The following is a 17,174-nucleotide window of genomic DNA, read 5'->3' as shown; positions in this document are numbered from 1 at the left end:
TTATACTACACCCTGCGCAATTAATAAAGAAAAATTGTCCTCTAATGGAAAACTGGCGGACATGCTCTGCCCGCCAGTTTTGAGTTTCCGTTTGGCGATTTCCTATTTTAAGGTAACCAGCGCGTCGCCCATATTTACGGACGCGCCCTTCGTTACCAGCACCGCGTCAACCGTGCCTGCTTCCGGAGCCATGATTTCATTTTCCATCTTCATCGCTTCGAGAATGATCAGGACGTCACCTGCATTGACTGCCTGGCCCGGGGTTACTTTGATATCGAAAATAGTTCCCGGCATCGGTGCGCTGATTGTCTGCCCGCCTGCCGCCGCTGCAGGAGCCGGTGCCGGGGCTGCCGGCGCTGGCGCAGGTGCCGCTGGTGTCGGTGCAGGAGCCGCGGCCGCCGGCGCTGCCGGGGCTGGCGCAGGTGCTGAAGGCGCAGCGCCCGCTTCTTCCACTTCTACCGCATATACCGTCCCATTTACCGTTATATTATACTTTTTCATTTCAATTTCCTTCCCTTTCCTGGTAAATTCTTTCTAAAACTTTCTGCTTTCTATACAGTCCGCGCGTCCGGCATCTCCCCATGCCGTCGTTTCACCTGAAATCCTGCGGATTTTGCGCACCACCAGATTATTCGGCGATCCGCCTTCATACGCCGCGATCGCCGCGGCGATCACCGCAATCACATTTTCATCGATAGCGGAATGATCCGTTATATCCGCCGCTGCTGCTGAGGGGGGCGCGGCGGCATCCGTCGTCGTCTGCGGCGCCTTATCTCCTTTTTTCGGACGATAGGTAATCTTTGTCATAAACGCGATACATCCCCATAGCAGGATCAGTACCACAAATGTAATGCCCATGCCCATAACGGTTGTAATTCCCGCTCCCGCCAGTTTGTCTCCAATAGACAGACTTTGCATGGTTTCCGGATTCGCGAATTGTTCCATCAAACTCATCTGCGCCACCTCCTACAGTGGAATATTTCCGTGTTTCTTCGCCGGCAGAGATTCTCTCTTAGTGCTGAGCATATCCAGCCCGCTGATAATCCGCTGTCTTGCCGTAGCCGGCTCAATTACATCATCTACATAACCCATCTCGGCCGCCCGGTACGGGTTATTGAACTGCTCCTCGTATTCAGCTATTTTTTCCTGTTTCTTCGCGGCCGGATCATCTGCCGCTTTGATTTCTTTTTTAAACACAATATTAGCGGCTCCTTCGGCGCCCATTACCGCAATCTGCGCACTCGGCCACGCCATAACCAGATCCGCGCCCAGCTCTTTGTTGCACATTCCGATGTAGGCTCCGCCGTATGCCTTTCTCAAAATCATTGTAATTTTCGGAACTGTGGCCTCGCAGTACGCGTACAGCATTTTAGCTCCGTGGCGGATAATGCCGCCGTATTCCTGATCCGCCCCCGGAAGGAATCCGGGAACATCCTCAATGGTAAGTAGCGGGATATTGAAAGCGTCACACCTTCGGATGAATCTTGCCGCCTTGTCAGAAGCATTGATATCCAGACATCCCGCCCCGAATTTCGGCTGATTGGCGATCACGCCTACCGTCGCTCCGTCCATCCGGATGAAGCAGGTTATCATATTCTTCGCGTAATGAGGCATCACATCGAACAGCTTGCCATCATCCGCCAGTTTTTTGATAATTTCATACATATCGTACGCTTTATTTGGATTTTCCGGAATAATTTCGTTAAATTCCGGAATCATCCGGTTCGGATCATCGTCCGTCGCGTAAACCGGAGCTGTCTCCAGGTTGTTAGAAGGCATGTAGCTGAGAAGCTCCCTCACCTGCATCAGCGTCTCCGTATCATCCTTTCCGATAAAGTGGGCAACTCCGCTGACCGTATTATGTGTCATCGCGCCGCCCAGCTGCTCCGCGGAAATATCTTCACCCGTAACCGTTTTAATTACTTCCGGTCCGGTTATAAACATCTGGCTGGTTTTGTCTACCATAAAGATAAAATCTGTGATAGCAGGTGAGTATACCGCTCCGCCCGCGCAAGGACCCATAATCACAGAAATCTGTGGAATTACGCCCGAAGAAATGGTATTGTTATGAAAAATCTTTCCAAATCCGGAAAGGGCATTTACGCCTTCCTGAATTCTCGCGCCGCCCGAGTCGTTCAACCCTACAATCGGAGCGCCCATCTTCAGCGCCATCCCCTGAACTTTGACGATCTTTTCCGCGTGATATTCGCCCAGCGATCCACCCAGTACGGTGAAATCCTGCGCGTACGCGAATACCAGTCTTCCATCCACGGTTCCGTATCCGGTCACAACGCCGTCTCCGGGAGCCTTCGTGTCCGCCATGTCAAAGTTCGTGCACCTGTGAGATACAAAGACATCCATTTCAACGAAGCTTCCTTCGTCGAAGAGGACATTCAGTCGTTCTCTCGCGGTCATCTTTCCCTTTTTATGCTGCGCGTCAATTCGTTTCTGCCCTCCGCCTAAATTGATTTTTTCTTTCAACTGGCGAAGTTCTTCGAGCTTGTTCATATCTATTTCCTCCTTAACCACTCTGGATGTTTTGCGAAAGGTTTATCCGTGCATTCCGCACCAACCTCACTATATCGTAAATCCATCGGTTTTGCAACCGAATTTCCATTGTATACATTATTCTTACAATTTTGTAACCCTTGTAAAATCAATGGTTTTCGCAAAAGGAGGCTGCCGTCTGAAAACGGAGCCTCCTATCTTTTTCTCTTATTTCTGATATAGTGGATATTTGTCGCAAAGCTCTTTTACAATGGTCTTTGCCTGTTCCATGGACGTGCTGTCATCCGGATTATCCAGAACCAGCGCCATCGCCTCTACCGTTTTTCTCACATCGTCTTCTTTAAATCCTCTGCTGGTCATCGCCGGTGTTCCCAGACGCAGTCCGCTGGTAACAAACGGGCTCTGCGGATCGTTGGGAACTGTATTTTTATTAGTGGTGATATTGGCTTCATCCAACAGATTTTCCGCTTTCTTTCCGGTCAGGTTCTTATTCACCAGATTTACCAGCACCAGATGATTATCGGTTCCGCCGGAAACCAGTTTAAATCCCTTCTCAATCAGGGATTCTGCCAGAACCTGCGCGTTGCGTATTACCTGTTCCTGGTAATCTTTAAATTCCGGCTGGGCCGCTTCTTTAAAGCATACCGCCTTTGCCGCGATCACATGCTCCAGAGGTCCACCCTGCGTACCCGGAAAGATTGCCTTGTCGATGGCTTTGGCGTATTTCTCCTTGCAGAGAATCAAGCCGCCTCTCGGTCCTCTCAGAGTTTTATGGGTAGTGCTGGTCACAATATCCGCGTATTCTACCGGATTCGGATGATGTCCGGTAGCGACAAGCCCCGCGATGTGGGCCATGTCCACCATCAGGATCGCGCCGACCTCATCCGCGATCTCTCTGAATTTATCCGTTTCAATGGTTCTCGGATACGCGGACGCCCCCGCTACAATCAACTTTGGCTTATGCTTTAAAGCCAGTTCCCGTACGTTGTCAAAATCTATTTTTTCTGTCTCCGGGTTGAGCCCGTAAGAGATGAATTTGTAGGACTTTCCGGAAATGTTCACCGGAGATCCATGGGACAGATGGCCGCCGTTAGACAAGTCCATGCCTAAAACCGGATCGCCGTATTCAAGAACTGCCTGATAAACGGCAGTATTGGCGTTCGCTCCGCAGTGGGGCTGCACGTTGGCGTGTTCCGCTCCAAAGAGGGATTTTGCCCGCTCAATGGCCAGCGTTTCCACTTCATCTACAAACTCGCATCCTCCGTAATACCGTTTTCCCGGATATCCTTCGGCGTATTTATTCGTCAGAGCGCTTCCCATAGCCTCCATGATTTCAAAGTTTACGAAGTTTTCCGATGCGATCATTTCAATTTTTGTTTCCTGTCTGCCCATTTCACGCTTAATTGCCGCGCTGATTTCAGGGTCAGCCTTGTCCAGATAATTAAAATACATGTACGTCTCCTTTTCTTTTACAACATAAGCCGCTTAGCTGACAACCCTCTCCAGGCGCTTTAACGCCAACGCGATTGTCAGGCCCGGGATTACGCGATTTCCCGTTATCTCTACACCCAGCACATCGTTGATTCGTTTCAGTCTGTACTGGACCGTATTCGTATGGATTCCCATGAATTCCGCCGTTTTTCCGCTGTTCATGCCGGCGTCCAGCACAAAGGTCTCCAGCGTATCCAACAGCTGTTTTCCTTTGTTTTCTCCCGCGCCTTTAAACGATTCCAGCAGTTCCATGTAGTTCTTTTTTACATAGCCGCCCTGAAGCTGAATATTGATGCAGTTGCTCACGAGGGCCAGCTCATATTTGGTAAATACCCGTTTGTACGGGAATACATTCTGCACAAAGGACCAGCTTTCACTGATCAGGCGGTAGGCGTCGCCCGCGCCTTCGATTCCATCCAATCCCGTCACATGGAAAATGCGGACGGTCTTGTCCGCTTTCAGTTCGTTAAAAAGTTTCACACAGCTTTTTTTGCCGTCAATCTCCACATCGGGTTCATCCTGATCCTTTAAAATCATGCCGTAGGTCTCATCACCTTCGCTGATTTTCATAATCTGCAGCCCTTCCTGCTTTTCAAATTCCGCCAGAACACTCTGATTAATCCCCTTCGCAAAAAACACGCTGAGAATATCCTCACCATCGATCCCCGCTTCGTCTTTCAACGTATAGGCAAGGCTCTTGTTGCCACGCATGAGAGCTTTAATAAATTCCGCTTTGGCGTCCCGCTCCGGCGTATATTTCCACATCCCCATAGCCAGCTCGATAATCTCCGCCAGCTTTGTAATCTCGCCCGCGGAATAGGAATCCTCATTGTCCACAATGAACATAAAATATTTATCATTGTTGATGGTAACCGGCCCCCAATAGGTCAGAACTCCGTTTACATCGATCATCGTGTAGACTTCCGACTGTTTTTCCACCTGGTGCTCTTTACCCATTCGAATCGCCTCGGCGATGGTCGTTTTATGGCGTGTTTCCACCGAAAGGATGGGATTAAAATCCTCACTTAAAAGGATAAGCTGAAAATCGTTGTTAATGGCGGCTTCTCTTACCGCGGACTGGAAGTTGCTGTGTTTTTCAAAGTTTAAAAGATGAAAAATCGTGTTGCTAATCAGCCGATTGCTAAAGTTATCGCTGTAAAGCACCTTCTCCATAATCTGTGTAATCACATGGGAAAAATGCACTTTGCTGTCCGACGGCATGACAATCAACGGAAGACCATACGCATCGGCAGCCTCGATCACAGCCGGATCCAGAGAGCGGACTACCGCGCCCACATAAAAGACTACCAGAGCCGCGTGACCGTCAGACGCTACCTGTTTTACAATCTGACACTGCTTGGAAACATCGTCCCGCACAGAAAAGAACCCGGTCAGAAGCAACTCGCCCCCGTCATCGGCGTATGCCTGTATCTCATTAGGCACCGTCGCTTCCAGGACAGATACGGATTTTACATCATTTTCCATTCCCGCTTCTCCCGCGACAACACGCGCCCCTTTAAACGTGCTTAGCTCCAGACAATCTTTTACTGTAACTTTCATCTATTTTTCCTCTTTATCTTCGTCCTTCTTTTCAGATGGCGCTTTCCCCTTTTCGTCAGGCTTTGCCGCGTCGGAATCCGGTTCTTCTTCCTCCTCATCGGCGAAATAGTCGCCATCGTACTTGGCCAGTTCTTCTTCGCTCGGCATATCGTCATCTTCGTCGTCTTCGGTCATCCCGTTTTCTTCCTGCTTTTCCAGAACCATATTGTTCAGCGCCGCTTCCGCCTCTCTGGCCTCCCGTTCTTCCGCTTCTCTTAAAAGTCTCGCGGATTCCTCAGCCTCAGCCGCGTTCTTTTCCCGGCGCTCGTCTTCTTTCATCTGCACATCCGCAACCAGTTCCTGCGCTGTCATCTTCCCGCTGTAAAGCAGTTCAAACTGCTCGCCGGAAAGGGTTTCAATCTCAAGAAGCGCTTCGGCTACGGTCTGCAGCTTATCCATGTGTTCACTCAGGATAGCCTTTGCTTCTTCAAAGCAGGCTTCCACGATATTCTTCACTTCCTCATCAATTTCGGAAGCGGTTTCTTCCGAGTAGTTCTGCCTGGTAGAAAAATCCTTGCCCAGGAACACCTCATCGGAAGAACTGTAATTTACAGGTCCCAGCTTGTCGCTAAATCCGTATTTTGTCACCATATCCTTGGCGATCTCTGTCGCCCGCATAATATCGTTGCTGGCGCCGGTGCTGATATCGTCCAGGGTCAGCATTTCCGCCACACGACCGCCCAACAGATGGATGATCTGTTCCCGCATAGACGTCTTTGTGCCGTAATATTTATCTTCCTTCGGCAGGATCATGGTAAATCCACCCGCGCGGCCTCTCGGCACAATGGTAATCTGGTGAACCGGATCGGTTTTCGGCAGAGAATGCGCTACAACCGCGTGCCCCGCTTCATGGAACGCGGTCAATCTGCGTTCTTCCTCGCTGATTACCCGGCTCTTCTTTTCCGGTCCTGCAATTACCTTTGTAATCGCTTCTTCAATTTCGTCCATGCGGATCTTCATGCCGTTTCTTCTGGCAGTCAAAAGAGCCGCTTCATTGAGCATATTTTCGATATCCGCCGGGGTAAATCCCGGTGTTCTCCTTGCCAGAACCTTCGGATCCACCTCGTCGGCAAGGGGTTTGTTCCTGGAATGTACCCGGAAAATCTCTTCTCTTCCCTTGATATCCGGAGCGCCGATTACGATCTGGCGGTCAAACCGTCCCGGTCTTAAGAGAGCCGGGTCCAGAATATCCGGCCGATTTGTCGCGGCCAGAATAATAATTCCTGTATTTTCGCCGAACCCGTCCATCTCAACCAGCAGCTGATTCAGAGTCTGTTCTCTTTCATCATGTCCGCCGCCCAGGCCTGCGCCTCTCTTGCGGCCTACCGCGTCGATCTCGTCGATAAAAATAATACACGGCGCGTTCTTCTTCGCCTGTTCAAACAGATCTCTTACACGGGACGCTCCGACGCCGACAAACATTTCCACAAAGTCGGAACCGCTGATTGTAAAGAACGGAACTCCCGCTTCTCCCGCGGTTGCCTTGGAAATATAGGTCTTACCGGTTCCCGGAGGACCTACCAGCAGAATTCCCTTAGGAATCCGCGCTCCCAGGCTGTTATATTTTTTCGGATTGCGGAGAAAATCCACAACCTCGGACAATTCTTCTTTTTCCTCATCCAGCCCGGCAACGTCCTTAAAGGTAACCTTTCTGAGATCGCTGTCCTTCTGAAGCTTTGCCCTGCTCTTACCGAAGGACATGGCCTTGCCGCCTCCACCGCTCTGGTTCATAATGATAAAGAAGAAGAATACCAGCGCTCCGATCATGATCAGCGTCGGCAATAGACTCAGCAGAATAGAATCCCCCTGCGGTTCATCTGTCCTGTAAGTAATTGTCTTCTCATCAATCTGCGGATATACATACTTTTCATTGAACCACTGAAGATCGATTGCGTTGGACGCATACGCGTACACATTTGTATCGTCCTTTAGCGTCGCGCTGATTTTTGTCTCTGTAATATTAATCTCTGAAATCTGATTCTCCGCGGCATATTCTGCCATTCTGGAAAAACTGATTTCTTTTTCTTCTTCGCCGTCTCCACCGCTCTGGTAAAACCAGGCCATTGCCAGTACCAGACCGAATATAATCAAGTAAATGCCTATGTTTTTCGACAACCTTTTCAACTTTTTATCCTCCCCTTGTCGGTTCTCTCTATCTGATTTTTGTTTTATTATCCAAAATTGGGTATGTCATTTTATCACATATCACAAAGAATTTCAAGTAAAAGGGCCTTTTTTGTTGTTTCGTCCAACTTGTATTTTTCATTATATCGGTCCTTTTTTAAAAATCTCCCGCTGCAGGAAATCACCCACAAAATTTCGCTGCCCACCGCCGCAAGGGGAACCTGATCCCGAAGTTCCCTGGGCACCTTCTGATCAACAAAAAAGTCCTGCAGTTTTTTCCTGCCCTGTCTGAGACGGATATAGTCCCCCGCCTGCCGGCGCCTCAGGCAAACCTGCGCCTCCCTGCCATGAACGGCACAGATTTTATCCCAGTCAAAGACAGCGGTTCCCGGTTGATATTCCTCCAGAGGCGCTTTCGTCAGCTGCACGCTCAGCTTTACGGAAGGAAGTCGATCCGGCTGCTGTTTTTTCCGCAAACAACGCACCTGCCCGTACTGAATCTCCATAGCGTAACCCTTTGGAAAATCCAGCGTCTTTGTCCCCTCTTCACTGTCCAGCAGCCGTTCCGCCGCGAAAAGATGGGCCGCTGTGATATCCTGCGTAAGTCCCGCGGCTTCAAAAGCCTTTACAATCACTCTCTGCCGGATCGCGGGATGCATTTCTCTGAGTTTTTCCAGGCTCAGACTCTCCCCGTCCGTTCTGCTGGCATGATAGGCTTTATCCGCGCAATCCCAGAGGAAATCTTTATCCTGCCCCGCAATGCTGCTGAGCCTCACCATCGCTTCCATAATATTAGGGTTAAAATACTCCTCCAAATAAGGGATCAGTTCCAGCCGTATTTTATTCCGGGTATAAATCGGCTGCAGATTGGTGTGATCGATCCGCGGACGCAGGCCATACCCCTCGCAGAAAGCGGCGATCTCCTTTCGCCATACATCCAGCAATGGACGGACAACCAAAAATCCGCCCTCCATCCGAATGTGGGAAATTCCCGCCAGCCCATCCGGTCCGGTTCCCCGCATTAATCTCATCAGCACGGTCTCCGCCTGGTCATCCGCATTCTGGGCAACCGCTATTTTGATCTGCTCCCTGGGAATGCCCTTCTGCGCCAGTTCCTCCCCATACCGGGAAAACGCTTCATACCTCGCCGCCCGGCCGGCCTCTTCCCCGGTCATTTTCTGCTCCTTCATCATTGCGTTGCAATCATATACGAAGGTTCTGCATGGAATCGCCTGTCTTTTACAGAGCTCTTCCACATAGGCCTGATCTTCTTCCGCCGCGCCGGGACGGAACTTATGGTTTACATGAACCGCGTGAAGCGTAATGTCCAGTTCACTGCTAAGCTGCTTCAGAACAAAAAAAAGACACACGGAATCAGGGCCTCCGGAAAGGCCGATGATAACATGGTCTCCCTTTTCCAACATGTGATATTTCAAAATCGTGTTTTTTACTTTGTTTTTTACCATATGGTTATTATATCATATAGACTGTAAAAATTTCTTGAGATTTCGGTGTTTTATACTTTTGTAAAACAAATGTTTTTTGTTACAATACGACGTCTGTTTTTTACATGTCTATGACAATATATTTCTGATAGTGTATTCTATATTTATATCTTAACTATTACTTAATTTTAAGGAGGAAAATTTATGAAACGAAAGCTAAGTATTTTAATTGCCCTGATGATGGCAATCAGCGTCTTTGCCATTCCGACAATGGCCCATGCAGAAACCGGGGAAGAAGGACAGTCTGAAATTGATTACTACCGCATCCGGCTGGTCAATGGGAATTCTCTCCCCAACTCCATCGCGATTGGACAGAAGTTAGATCTTGATGTTGTCGGTTATAATTATGATGATGAGGCAATCAAGGTTTCTCAGAGCGGATGGACTTGGGAAATCGAGCAATATAATGATGAAACTGCAAACGTAGCATCTATCGACAGTAACGGCATATTGACCGCAAAAGCGGAGGGTGCGATTGAAATTTACGCATATTCCAACGACAATTATGCCTACAGTACTACGATATGTATCGGATTCCTTGAAAGTACAGATGGCATCTGGCTCTATTCCAACAAGACCGCCAAAGTTATGGATGGGTATGTCCAGGGAGACAGCAGCATCTATGCGGTTCCGGATAAAGTAATCGTGGATGACTGGTATGGTATTCCAGATGGAACCTATACTGTGACAGCGCTTGCCAAAGACGCAATGCTTTCCGGCACCGTTAAAGCCGCGGTTGTTCCGGACTCTGTAAAATCTTTCGGAGCGCACTGCCTGGGATATGACCTCTATACGAGTACTTCCGGTGTAAAAAGCTATCAGCGCGTAAGCGGCTTTAAGATTTATGGATTTTCTGAAAATCCTGCTTCTGCCGCCTACGCCCGCGCAAATGGATTTACATATGTAAATATCAATAAAACTACAGTTCCGGCAAATGTAGCCAAGGTGGTAAAACCGTCAAAAGTTACAGGCTTAAAAGTAAAAGCGGGAAAGAAAAAAATGACAGTCAGATGGAAACGCAACACAAAAGCCACCGGCTATCAGATTACTTATGCACAAAACAAAAAATTTAAAAAAGGCAAAAAGAACATCACAATTGCCAAAAATAAAACCACCAAAAAGACGATCAAAAAATTAAAAGCAAAGAAAACCTATTATGTAAAAGTAAGAGCTTATAAAAAATCCGGAAGTAAAAAGCTTTACGGTGCGTACAGCAAAGTTAAAAAAGTACGAGTTAAATAAAGTCTTTGAAAAAAGCGGCGTTCACCAGGGGCATGTCAGCACAGGAACGCCGCTTTTTTTACTCCATCCTCACTGCCGCCACGGCGCTGGCAATGTGTCCATTTTCCTGAAAAAGAGGTCCGGATCCTCCGATGACTTCGAATGAGTGTAACAAAAGGCTATTTTTTCGATTTGTTACAATTTTTTCAACGGGTTCCGGCGACGAAAAAACAAAAACAGGCTTTATCAGGGATTTTTTTGGAATTTGCGTCTTTTTGTCCTCTGGAATCCGGTTGTTTTTGTAAACAAATTGTGCAAATGCCGTTTTGTTTCTAACAGCGCGTGAGCCTCAGGAGCAAAAATGGGGATTGGCTGCATATTTCCCGTCCGGACTTGCGGAAAGCGCAGCACAGGGCAGCCCTTTCTTTTTTATTCCATCCTTACCGTCGCCACGGTTAAATCATCTTTTTCCCTCAGTCCATAATTTTCTACCGCCCGGTTCATAATCAGATCGCACATGGTCTGTGGATCTTTGGAGCGGATTCCCATGATGGTCTCCGTCAGCCATTTCATTTCCGCGTCTTCCCGCTTAGAGTCCGTCACGCCGTCTGAAATTAAGATAACCTGATCTCCCGGGCTGAGACTGGTTTCCACGTAATCAATGTGGATTCCTTCTACAATTCCCATGGGGAGCGCGGAAACATTGAGGCTTTCCACCTGCTTGTTTCGCCGCTTGATAAAGGTCGGCGCCGCTCCGATTTTATAGAATTTCATTTTTCCGGTTTTTTGATTGAGAATCCCTAAATCGATGGTAGAAAAGACCTCTTTTTCCGCGTTCAACAGAAGGATTGAATTCAAAATCTTTAAAACCAGCTCCGCGTCCAGACCGGCTTTCAAAAGCTGAATCACGGTTGTCACCGCCAGGCTGCTTTCTGCCGCGGCGGTTCTCCCTTTTCCCATCCCATCGCTTAAAACAATGGCAAAATTTCCATCCGGCAGTTCCTCCCATAAAACGCTGTCTCCGGATACGCCTTGTTCCCCCGCATATCCCGCCCAGGCAGTCTCTGACCGGTACCGTACCGCTGTCTTTACAGGTGCTATATCCGCGGCTTGCCGCGTATGATCTAAAATTCGTGATATGGCTCGAAACTCATAGGACAGGAGCTGTCGATGATTGTCCTGTCCGGCAAACAGCGCGGAAAGATCATCAAAATTTTTTCTGACCTTTTTCAGATACTCTGCCGTTTTTATCGCCGTTTGTCTTTCTCCATACCCTTCCCCATTCAGCAGAGCGCCAAGCGCGGATTCAAATCTGTTCATCCATCTTACCGGCATTAGAACCAGCAGCGCTGCCGCAGCGACCGGAGCATAAAAGGGCACCGACATATTGGCGGAAAGGTCAGGAAGTCCCATCCCGAGAACAGCCGCGCAAAAGCACAGCGATGTCAAAATCCGGCTCTGCCTCTGCAAAAATCCCGCTGTAACGCCTCCCGCCAACAAAAGAAAAACCGCAAGGAACTCCCCATTGCACAGCAACAGAACAAGGCTGCAAGAAACAGCGGAAAGAATCCCGCCTGAAACGCCAAAGAAATATCCCGCAAAAAGAACAGCAGCCATGGCCAAAGGAAACAGCAGCCATGGGATCCCGCTTCCCACAGCCGCTAACATAAAGCCAGAGCAAAAAGAAAAAATCCCCTCCGCCTCAGTTCCTTCTCTCTGATTATTTTCCGCGGATTCTGTCCTCAACATCCCGCACGCACAGCTTCTGTCAAAAACTCCGCATAAAGCAGCTGTAAGCAGACCTTCCAGTACGAGCTGCTGCATAGAAAGCCGATAAAGCATGCCTCCGGCAATATAATAAACGCTGTTTGCGATCACAACAATGCTTCCCGCGATCAAAGCTTTTTGCCATGTCCTGAGAGAAAGTCTTCCCGCGCATAAAAATACCAGCGCGCCTCCGCAAAGCGCGGCCAAATCCCCGACAATCGGAATTCCACTTTTATAATAGCTGCCAACACCAAGCAATAGAAAGGGAAGCAAATATAAATTGAGCGGGTTTCTGGAAAGAAGTACCGTAAGCAGACTGATACCTGCCGGAAACATCTGTCCCATAAAGCAGGCTCTGCTGATAAAAAAACAGGCGGCGGCAAGAACCACAGCCTGTGAAATTCCCAGTTCCCCTCTTTCTGTTCCCTTACCCCGTTCTTTTCTCCTCCGTTTTTCTTTTCCGGAAATCCTTCGTTTTGATGTAAGTTCCATGCTCTCCCCCTTTCTCCATCGCGCGCCGTCGTCATAACATTGCAACAGATTTCTTGTACAAGCCTGGGACTATTATAGACCTTTCCGGAAAGTTCCTTTGTCGAAACCGCGGATCAGAAGTCCTTTTTTTTGTGACAAAATCCGCCTATTCGCGGACATCAAAAAAGCGCATCGCGTTTTCCTTTGTCCGGGCGGCGGTTTCTTCCAAAGTCAGACCTTTAATTTCCGCGACTTTTGCCGCGGTATATTCTACATAGGGAGGAATATTTCGCTTTCCCCGAAACGGCACCGGAGTCAGATAAGGAGAATCCGTTTCCACCAGCAGAACTTCAATGGGCAGCGCTTCTACGACTGCGACCGTCTTTTTATTGTTTTTATAGGTCACCGGACCTGCCACGGAAATAGTCGCGCCCAGCTTTACATACTGCTGTCCCAGTTCTCTGCTGCCGGAGAAACAGTGAAGCAGCACCCGGGCGTCTCCACTCCCATCGTATCTCTGCGGAAACCAGCTTTTCCGTTCTTCTGAAAAAGCACCCTCTTCTCTGAGGATATCCATTACTTCCTGATCCGCTTCCCTGGCGTGGATCACAATAGGCATCTTCTGTTCATTGGCAAGCTGAATCTGTCTGCGGAACCAGTATCTCTGAGCGTCCCGGTCTGAGTAGTCATAGTAAAAATCCAGACCGATTTCCCCGATGGCCCGTACTTTTTCTTCCTGCGCCAATTCTCTCAGTCTGTCCAGTTTTTCTTCATCCATATCCTTGGTATCGTGGGGATGGCAGCCTACCGCCGCGTAGCACCAGGACAGGCGGTTCGCGTGTTTTACCGCAAGCTCCGAGCTTTCCGGATTAAAACCGATGTCCATGACATAGTCCACTTTGGAAGCCTCAATTTTCGCGATCAGAGCCTCCCGTTCTTCCTCGTCAAAGGATTCGTTATTAATATGCGCATGTGAATCAAAGAGCATGATTTTTCCTCCGTATTTTCTTTTGCTTTCATCATACTCCATCTTTTAAGGATTGGCAATACGAAGGTCGCGCTGGGCGGTGTCAAGTTGTTGTGGAGTTTTTGGATCTGTCAACCAAAAACTCCACAACAACTTGACACCGCCAAACACGATATGATATTTGCAATTCCATTTCGTATGTGCTAAAGTATTTTTATCCATTTTTGGATACCTCCTTTGTTACTTCTCTGGTTGGCAGACCAGTTCTATTGTAACAATTGGAGGTCTTTTTTTCCTCACCGCTGGAAGCTCTTTTGAACCACAGGCATAGCCCGTGGTTTTCTTTTTTACAAAAAAGGGGCTGTCGCATTAAGTGATATTTTTCTTAATGCGACAGCCCCTTATTATCCCCATTGCTCAAAACAAAAGCGATTCCAAGCCGATCGCCCTTCCGTCCCGCAGCCGATGAGCAGGGAAGAGATTGTCGGTAAGCGCAGAAACCGGGAACTTTGTCCATTTCGCCTCGCAGATCTGAGAACCGCTAAAAACAGGATTTCCGGTAAAACCGCTCCGTCCAAGTGAAATTACTCTTCCCTGGAAAATCCGATGGAATATAGCGTTCTCTATGAAACGGAACCGATGGGAAAGTCGGAAACGCCGAATGAATCCGGAACGCGGGACGCGCCTTTCTCGACTGTGCGCAGACAAAAGAAAAGGCGGCGGAAGAATCGGAGGTGAAAAAGACGAAAGGAATATGAACAAAACAAGAAGACACAGAAACGGATATGAAAGCGAGAAAGAAACGGAACCGGGCATGAAAAGGGGGAAGGCGCAGCAGCAACAGAGCGAAAATAAAAAACGAGGCAGGGACGCTTATCATTTCACCCCCCCCCCGAATTTTTGCGAAGAAGCATATTTTCAATCGCCCCGAGCAGTTTTGGGTGATGGACGATAAAGTGCGCGGCAGGCGATTTGTTCTTTGAGATCATAGCCCATTTTCCCGCGTGAAGAACAATGTTGATGTTGCGAAACGACCAGGCGTTCTGCGTGCAAAACGAATAATTCGGCTGCCTTCGGGCAAATTCCGCAGAAGCCCGCACATGCGCCTGATATTCCTCCGGGGTATAGGGCAGGCTGTTTTCGTAAAAGATCGCGGAAATCGGGAACAGCGGCGGATGGTCGGAAATTTCCTCCGGAGAAAGTTCCGGGACCGCATCGTGGATTTTGCTGTGGGAAAGAATTTCCTGTATGAACTGTCGCTGATGCGCGGCAAAGCCCAGGATTTCCTCCTGTCTGTCCGAAGAGATGGATCTTGCCTGCAAAAAAGCGCGCAGCATTTCCTCCGGCATCGTATAAAGCGGCGGAGAAGAAAGAACGGAACTTCGGGTTCCGCTTGTTTTCAGATCCGCGAGCAGAAAAACAGACAGCGCCTTTCGATCCGTTTCCTGATAAATATTCATCAGAGGATACGCCTTTTTCAGTAGCGCCTCGGCTCTTTTCCGATAATAAGAAACCTCCTGTCGGTTGCCGGTCAGATGATACCTTCCCTCCTCGTGAGAATCCATCACACATTCCCCGGATAACGCCACAGTACCGGCGGAAAACAAAAGGTGCCCAAAGATCGAATTGCGGTACCCTTTCAGATAAAAAGGCGAAACCAGCCCCGTCATATAAAGGGGAATCCAGGCGGTAAGCCCCATGAACACTTCCTCAAAAGAACGATCCACATGATGGATCATATTCACGTGAAGTCCCTTTTTCAGAGCCATCGCCATACCCTGCATATTCTTTTTCATATATCCGGGAAGAGCCGTCAGATCGGCAACCGGCATATCGCTGTTCATAATCAAAGGATCCTTGCTTTTCGATAAAATGACGGCTTTGAAAAAATCATATTCGCCCTGGTGCATCTGCTCCAGCCCGTAATAATCCCTGGAAATAGGAAGCTGAAACGGGACAGACGGAACTTTCAGCGTATCAAAATGGAGACTGCGCATGTATTCGTTCAGATCAAACTCATCGATGGCTGACAGAAACGAAAGCACAGGGGCAGAATCGGCGGGGCTGTTGTAGAGAAGGTATTGCAGGATCTTTTCCGCATAAACCTTCGGGACAGATAGCTCCTCCGGCGTGCAGGAAAACAAATTCGCCAGGAGGTTCCGATCCTCCGGATCGTTATACCGCAGGGAAACGAACTGCGCCACCTGAGACGCGAACATTTTCGGATCGCCGGGAAGCCGTTTCCCCTTGCGGATACGGGAAATCGAAGACGCATCGTAATTTACGAAATTTGCTAGCTCCCGGGCATTGATATTCAGTAGGGTAAGAAAAGAATCCAGATTGGCAGGCAGCAACTCAAAATTTTCGCTTTTGGAGAGAATGCAGGAATTAAGAGCAGACATCACCTGCTCTTTTTTGATCCTCTGATCGCCTCTTTCTTTTGCGAGCCGCTCAATTCCGGCGGACAATATTTCCAGATGTTCCGAATCAGGCAGACGGCTCCCCGTCCGGTAGCGGCTGAGAGTTGCCGCAGACAGCCCCGAAGTCTCCGCCAGATCCTTTGCCGTACAATCCAGCAGTTCAATATATTCATTTAGCTTTTTTGCAAAATTCATGATGATCTCCTATATCGCTTGCGTCATTTATATCGTTTGCTTTACTTCTGTTTTTTTCTTCCTTTATATATCTCTTACGTCGGTGTCGCTTATCTCTCCTGCGTCCTCTCTACTCCTTGAACTTCCTATAGCTTCTGCGTCATTGCCCGGTAAAGCGGCGCAGCTTGGCGGTAAATCTTTGCGGCGGACACTCCGGCGGAATCCTTCCCCCCACACGCTGATCGCGGAGCCGATTACGCCATCTTTGCTGGAAAGTTTCCGTCCCCGATCCGAATCCCAGACGCACAAATCCCAGTTTTTCTTTAAATCCCGCACCATGTAACGCCGGTTTTCCCCGGTGCAGTTTTTTCTCGATGGAACGAAATACAGGTAATGGGAATTGTAATTGAGCAGTCGAAATCCCGCCTTTTGCAGATCCGCCGCGCCGGCGCGGTACGTTCTGTTCGCCTTGGAAACCCGTTTGTTTTCCGTATCGCCGTCATAACTCCAATAGGCGATTTCCAGATTGGGATTAAACTGCTTTATATTCTTTTTCCGAAACAGATCGTTATAAACGCGAACCGTAAATCCCCGGCGCTCCATGTACCGGGAGATGGTGTTTATGTAAGCGGTTCGCGTTCGGACAGCAGGCGGATATATTTCTTGATCTCCTTTACCGAATAATACCTTCGCGCGCAGTCCAGATTGATCCCGTTTTGGGGCGTCGTCAGAGCGCGGAGCGGTTCCGGGAAGAGACCAGCAAGGAGCAGGAGGGAAATCCCGATGACCAGTATTTGTTTTATGTGTAGTTTCATAATCTTTTAACCCCTTTCTGCCGCAGTCCCCACATGTGTCGGCGCGCGATTTCCGTAAATGGCAATACCTGTTGCGGAAATTCCATTTTATAAATTTTATCACAGTTTATAA

At 48.7% G+C, this 17,174-nt stretch carries 14 protein-coding genes; 1 reads left to right on the top strand and 13 read right to left on the bottom strand.

All coding sequences use genetic code 11. The features are described from left to right. Positions 1-102: 102 nt before the first annotated feature. The 7 genes from H9L42_RS15285 to tilS all read right to left on the bottom strand — a co-directional run bounded on the left by H9L42_RS15285 (position 103) and on the right by tilS (position 9,188). Complete coding sequence (locus H9L42_RS15285) at positions 103-501, bottom strand: biotin/lipoyl-containing protein (RefSeq protein WP_187304281.1); 399 nt, start codon at positions 499-501, stop codon at positions 103-105. 33 nt (positions 502-534) lie between these two features. After that, positions 535-954 (bottom strand): OadG family protein, encoded by a 420-nt coding sequence (locus tag H9L42_RS15280; protein ID WP_187304280.1) that lies wholly within the window; start codon positions 952-954, stop codon positions 535-537. A gap of 12 nt (positions 955-966) precedes the next feature. Beyond that, positions 967-2,508: an acyl-CoA carboxylase subunit beta gene (locus H9L42_RS15275; protein WP_187304279.1), complete on the bottom strand. Its 1,542-nt coding sequence runs from the start codon at positions 2,506-2,508 to the stop codon at positions 967-969. Between the two features lie 207 nt (positions 2,509-2,715). After that, a complete protein-coding gene (locus H9L42_RS15270) occupies positions 2,716-3,960 on the bottom strand; it encodes a serine hydroxymethyltransferase (protein WP_187304278.1) in 1,245 nt (414 codons plus the stop codon). A gap of 33 nt (positions 3,961-3,993) precedes the next feature. Continuing rightward, entirely contained in the window at positions 3,994-5,559 is a 1,566-nt protein-coding gene (locus H9L42_RS15265; RefSeq protein ID WP_187304277.1) for a PucR family transcriptional regulator, read from the bottom strand. Then, the gene (ftsH, locus tag H9L42_RS15260; protein WP_187304276.1) at positions 5,560-7,722 is read right to left on the bottom strand and encodes an ATP-dependent zinc metalloprotease FtsH; all 2,163 of its coding nucleotides are present in this window, start codon (positions 7,720-7,722) and stop codon (positions 5,560-5,562) included. A gap of 74 nt (positions 7,723-7,796) precedes the next feature. Further along, on the bottom strand, positions 7,797-9,188 hold the full coding sequence (gene tilS, locus H9L42_RS15255) for a tRNA lysidine(34) synthetase TilS (RefSeq protein ID WP_187304275.1): 1,392 nt from the start codon (positions 9,186-9,188) through the stop codon (positions 7,797-7,799). A gap of 183 nt (positions 9,189-9,371) precedes the next feature. On the opposite strand from tilS, the gene H9L42_RS15250 reads away from it, so the two are divergent. Beyond that, a complete protein-coding gene (locus H9L42_RS15250; protein ID WP_187304274.1) occupies positions 9,372-10,469 on the top strand; it encodes a fibronectin type III domain-containing protein in 1,098 nt (365 codons plus the stop codon). A gap of 408 nt (positions 10,470-10,877) precedes the next feature. On the opposite strand, the gene H9L42_RS15245 is transcribed toward H9L42_RS15250, so the two are convergent. From H9L42_RS15245 to H9L42_RS15220, 6 genes are all read right to left on the bottom strand, one after another. Then, positions 10,878-12,707 carry a SpoIIE family protein phosphatase gene (locus H9L42_RS15245; RefSeq protein WP_187304273.1) on the bottom strand — a complete coding sequence of 610 codons (1,830 nt, stop codon included), beginning with the start codon at positions 12,705-12,707 and terminating at the stop codon, positions 10,878-10,880. Positions 12,708-12,852: 145 nt separating this feature from the next. Then, the gene (locus tag H9L42_RS15240; protein ID WP_187304272.1) at positions 12,853-13,674 is read right to left on the bottom strand and encodes a TatD family hydrolase; all 822 of its coding nucleotides are present in this window, start codon (positions 13,672-13,674) and stop codon (positions 12,853-12,855) included. A 45-nt stretch (positions 13,675-13,719) separates the two neighbouring features. Beyond that, a complete protein-coding gene (locus H9L42_RS15235) occupies positions 13,720-13,875 on the bottom strand; it encodes a hypothetical protein (RefSeq protein ID WP_187304271.1) in 156 nt (51 codons plus the stop codon). 659 nt (positions 13,876-14,534) lie between these two features. Further along, positions 14,535-16,268, bottom strand: coding sequence for a helix-turn-helix domain-containing protein (locus tag H9L42_RS15230; protein ID WP_187304270.1), 1,734 nt, complete (start codon positions 16,266-16,268; stop codon positions 14,535-14,537). A gap of 63 nt (positions 16,269-16,331) precedes the next feature. Continuing rightward, positions 16,332-16,850: a hypothetical protein gene (locus H9L42_RS15225; RefSeq protein ID WP_187304269.1), complete on the bottom strand. Its 519-nt coding sequence runs from the start codon at positions 16,848-16,850 to the stop codon at positions 16,332-16,334. Positions 16,851-16,867: 17 nt separating this feature from the next. Next, entirely contained in the window at positions 16,868-17,062 is a 195-nt protein-coding gene (locus H9L42_RS15220; RefSeq protein WP_187304268.1) for a hypothetical protein, read from the bottom strand. Positions 17,063-17,174: the final 112 nt, after the last annotated feature.

Source organism: Zhenpiania hominis (genome assembly GCF_014333425.1).
Taxonomy (GTDB): Bacteria; Bacillota; Clostridia; order Peptostreptococcales; family Anaerovoracaceae; genus Hominibacterium; species Hominibacterium hominis.
Note: the sequence above shows the minus strand (reverse complement) of the source record. Positions and strands in the feature narration are given on the sequence as shown.

What these genes read in the sequence shown, in the direction of transcription:
- H9L42_RS15285 (WP_187304281.1), bottom strand. Translation starts at nt 501, where the DNA reads ATGAAAAAGTATAATATAACGGTAAATGGGACGGTATATGCGGTAGAA.
- H9L42_RS15280 (WP_187304280.1), bottom strand. Translation starts at nt 954, where the DNA reads ATGAGTTTGATGGAACAATTCGCGAATCCGGAAACCATGCAAAGTCTG.
- H9L42_RS15275 (WP_187304279.1), bottom strand. Translation starts at nt 2,508, where the DNA reads ATGAACAAGCTCGAAGAACTTCGCCAGTTGAAAGAAAAAATCAATTTA.
- H9L42_RS15270 (WP_187304278.1), bottom strand. Translation starts at nt 3,960, where the DNA reads ATGTATTTTAATTATCTGGACAAGGCTGACCCTGAAATCAGCGCGGCA.
- H9L42_RS15265 (WP_187304277.1), bottom strand. Translation starts at nt 5,559, where the DNA reads ATGAAAGTTACAGTAAAAGATTGTCTGGAGCTAAGCACGTTTAAAGGG.
- tilS (WP_187304275.1), bottom strand. Translation starts at nt 9,188, where the DNA reads ATGGTAAAAAACAAAGTAAAAAACACGATTTTGAAATATCACATGTTG.
- H9L42_RS15250 (WP_187304274.1), top strand. Translation starts at nt 9,372, where the DNA reads ATGAAACGAAAGCTAAGTATTTTAATTGCCCTGATGATGGCAATCAGC.
- H9L42_RS15245 (WP_187304273.1), bottom strand. Translation starts at nt 12,707, where the DNA reads ATGGAACTTACATCAAAACGAAGGATTTCCGGAAAAGAAAAACGGAGG.
- H9L42_RS15240 (WP_187304272.1), bottom strand. Translation starts at nt 13,674, where the DNA reads ATGCTCTTTGATTCACATGCGCATATTAATAACGAATCCTTTGACGAG.
- H9L42_RS15235 (WP_187304271.1), bottom strand. Translation starts at nt 13,875, where the DNA reads ATGGATAAAAATACTTTAGCACATACGAAATGGAATTGCAAATATCAT.
- H9L42_RS15230 (WP_187304270.1), bottom strand. Translation starts at nt 16,268, where the DNA reads ATGAATTTTGCAAAAAAGCTAAATGAATATATTGAACTGCTGGATTGT.
- H9L42_RS15225 (WP_187304269.1), bottom strand. Translation starts at nt 16,850, where the DNA reads ATGGAGCGCCGGGGATTTACGGTTCGCGTTTATAACGATCTGTTTCGG.
- H9L42_RS15220 (WP_187304268.1), bottom strand. Translation starts at nt 17,062, where the DNA reads ATGAAACTACACATAAAACAAATACTGGTCATCGGGATTTCCCTCCTG.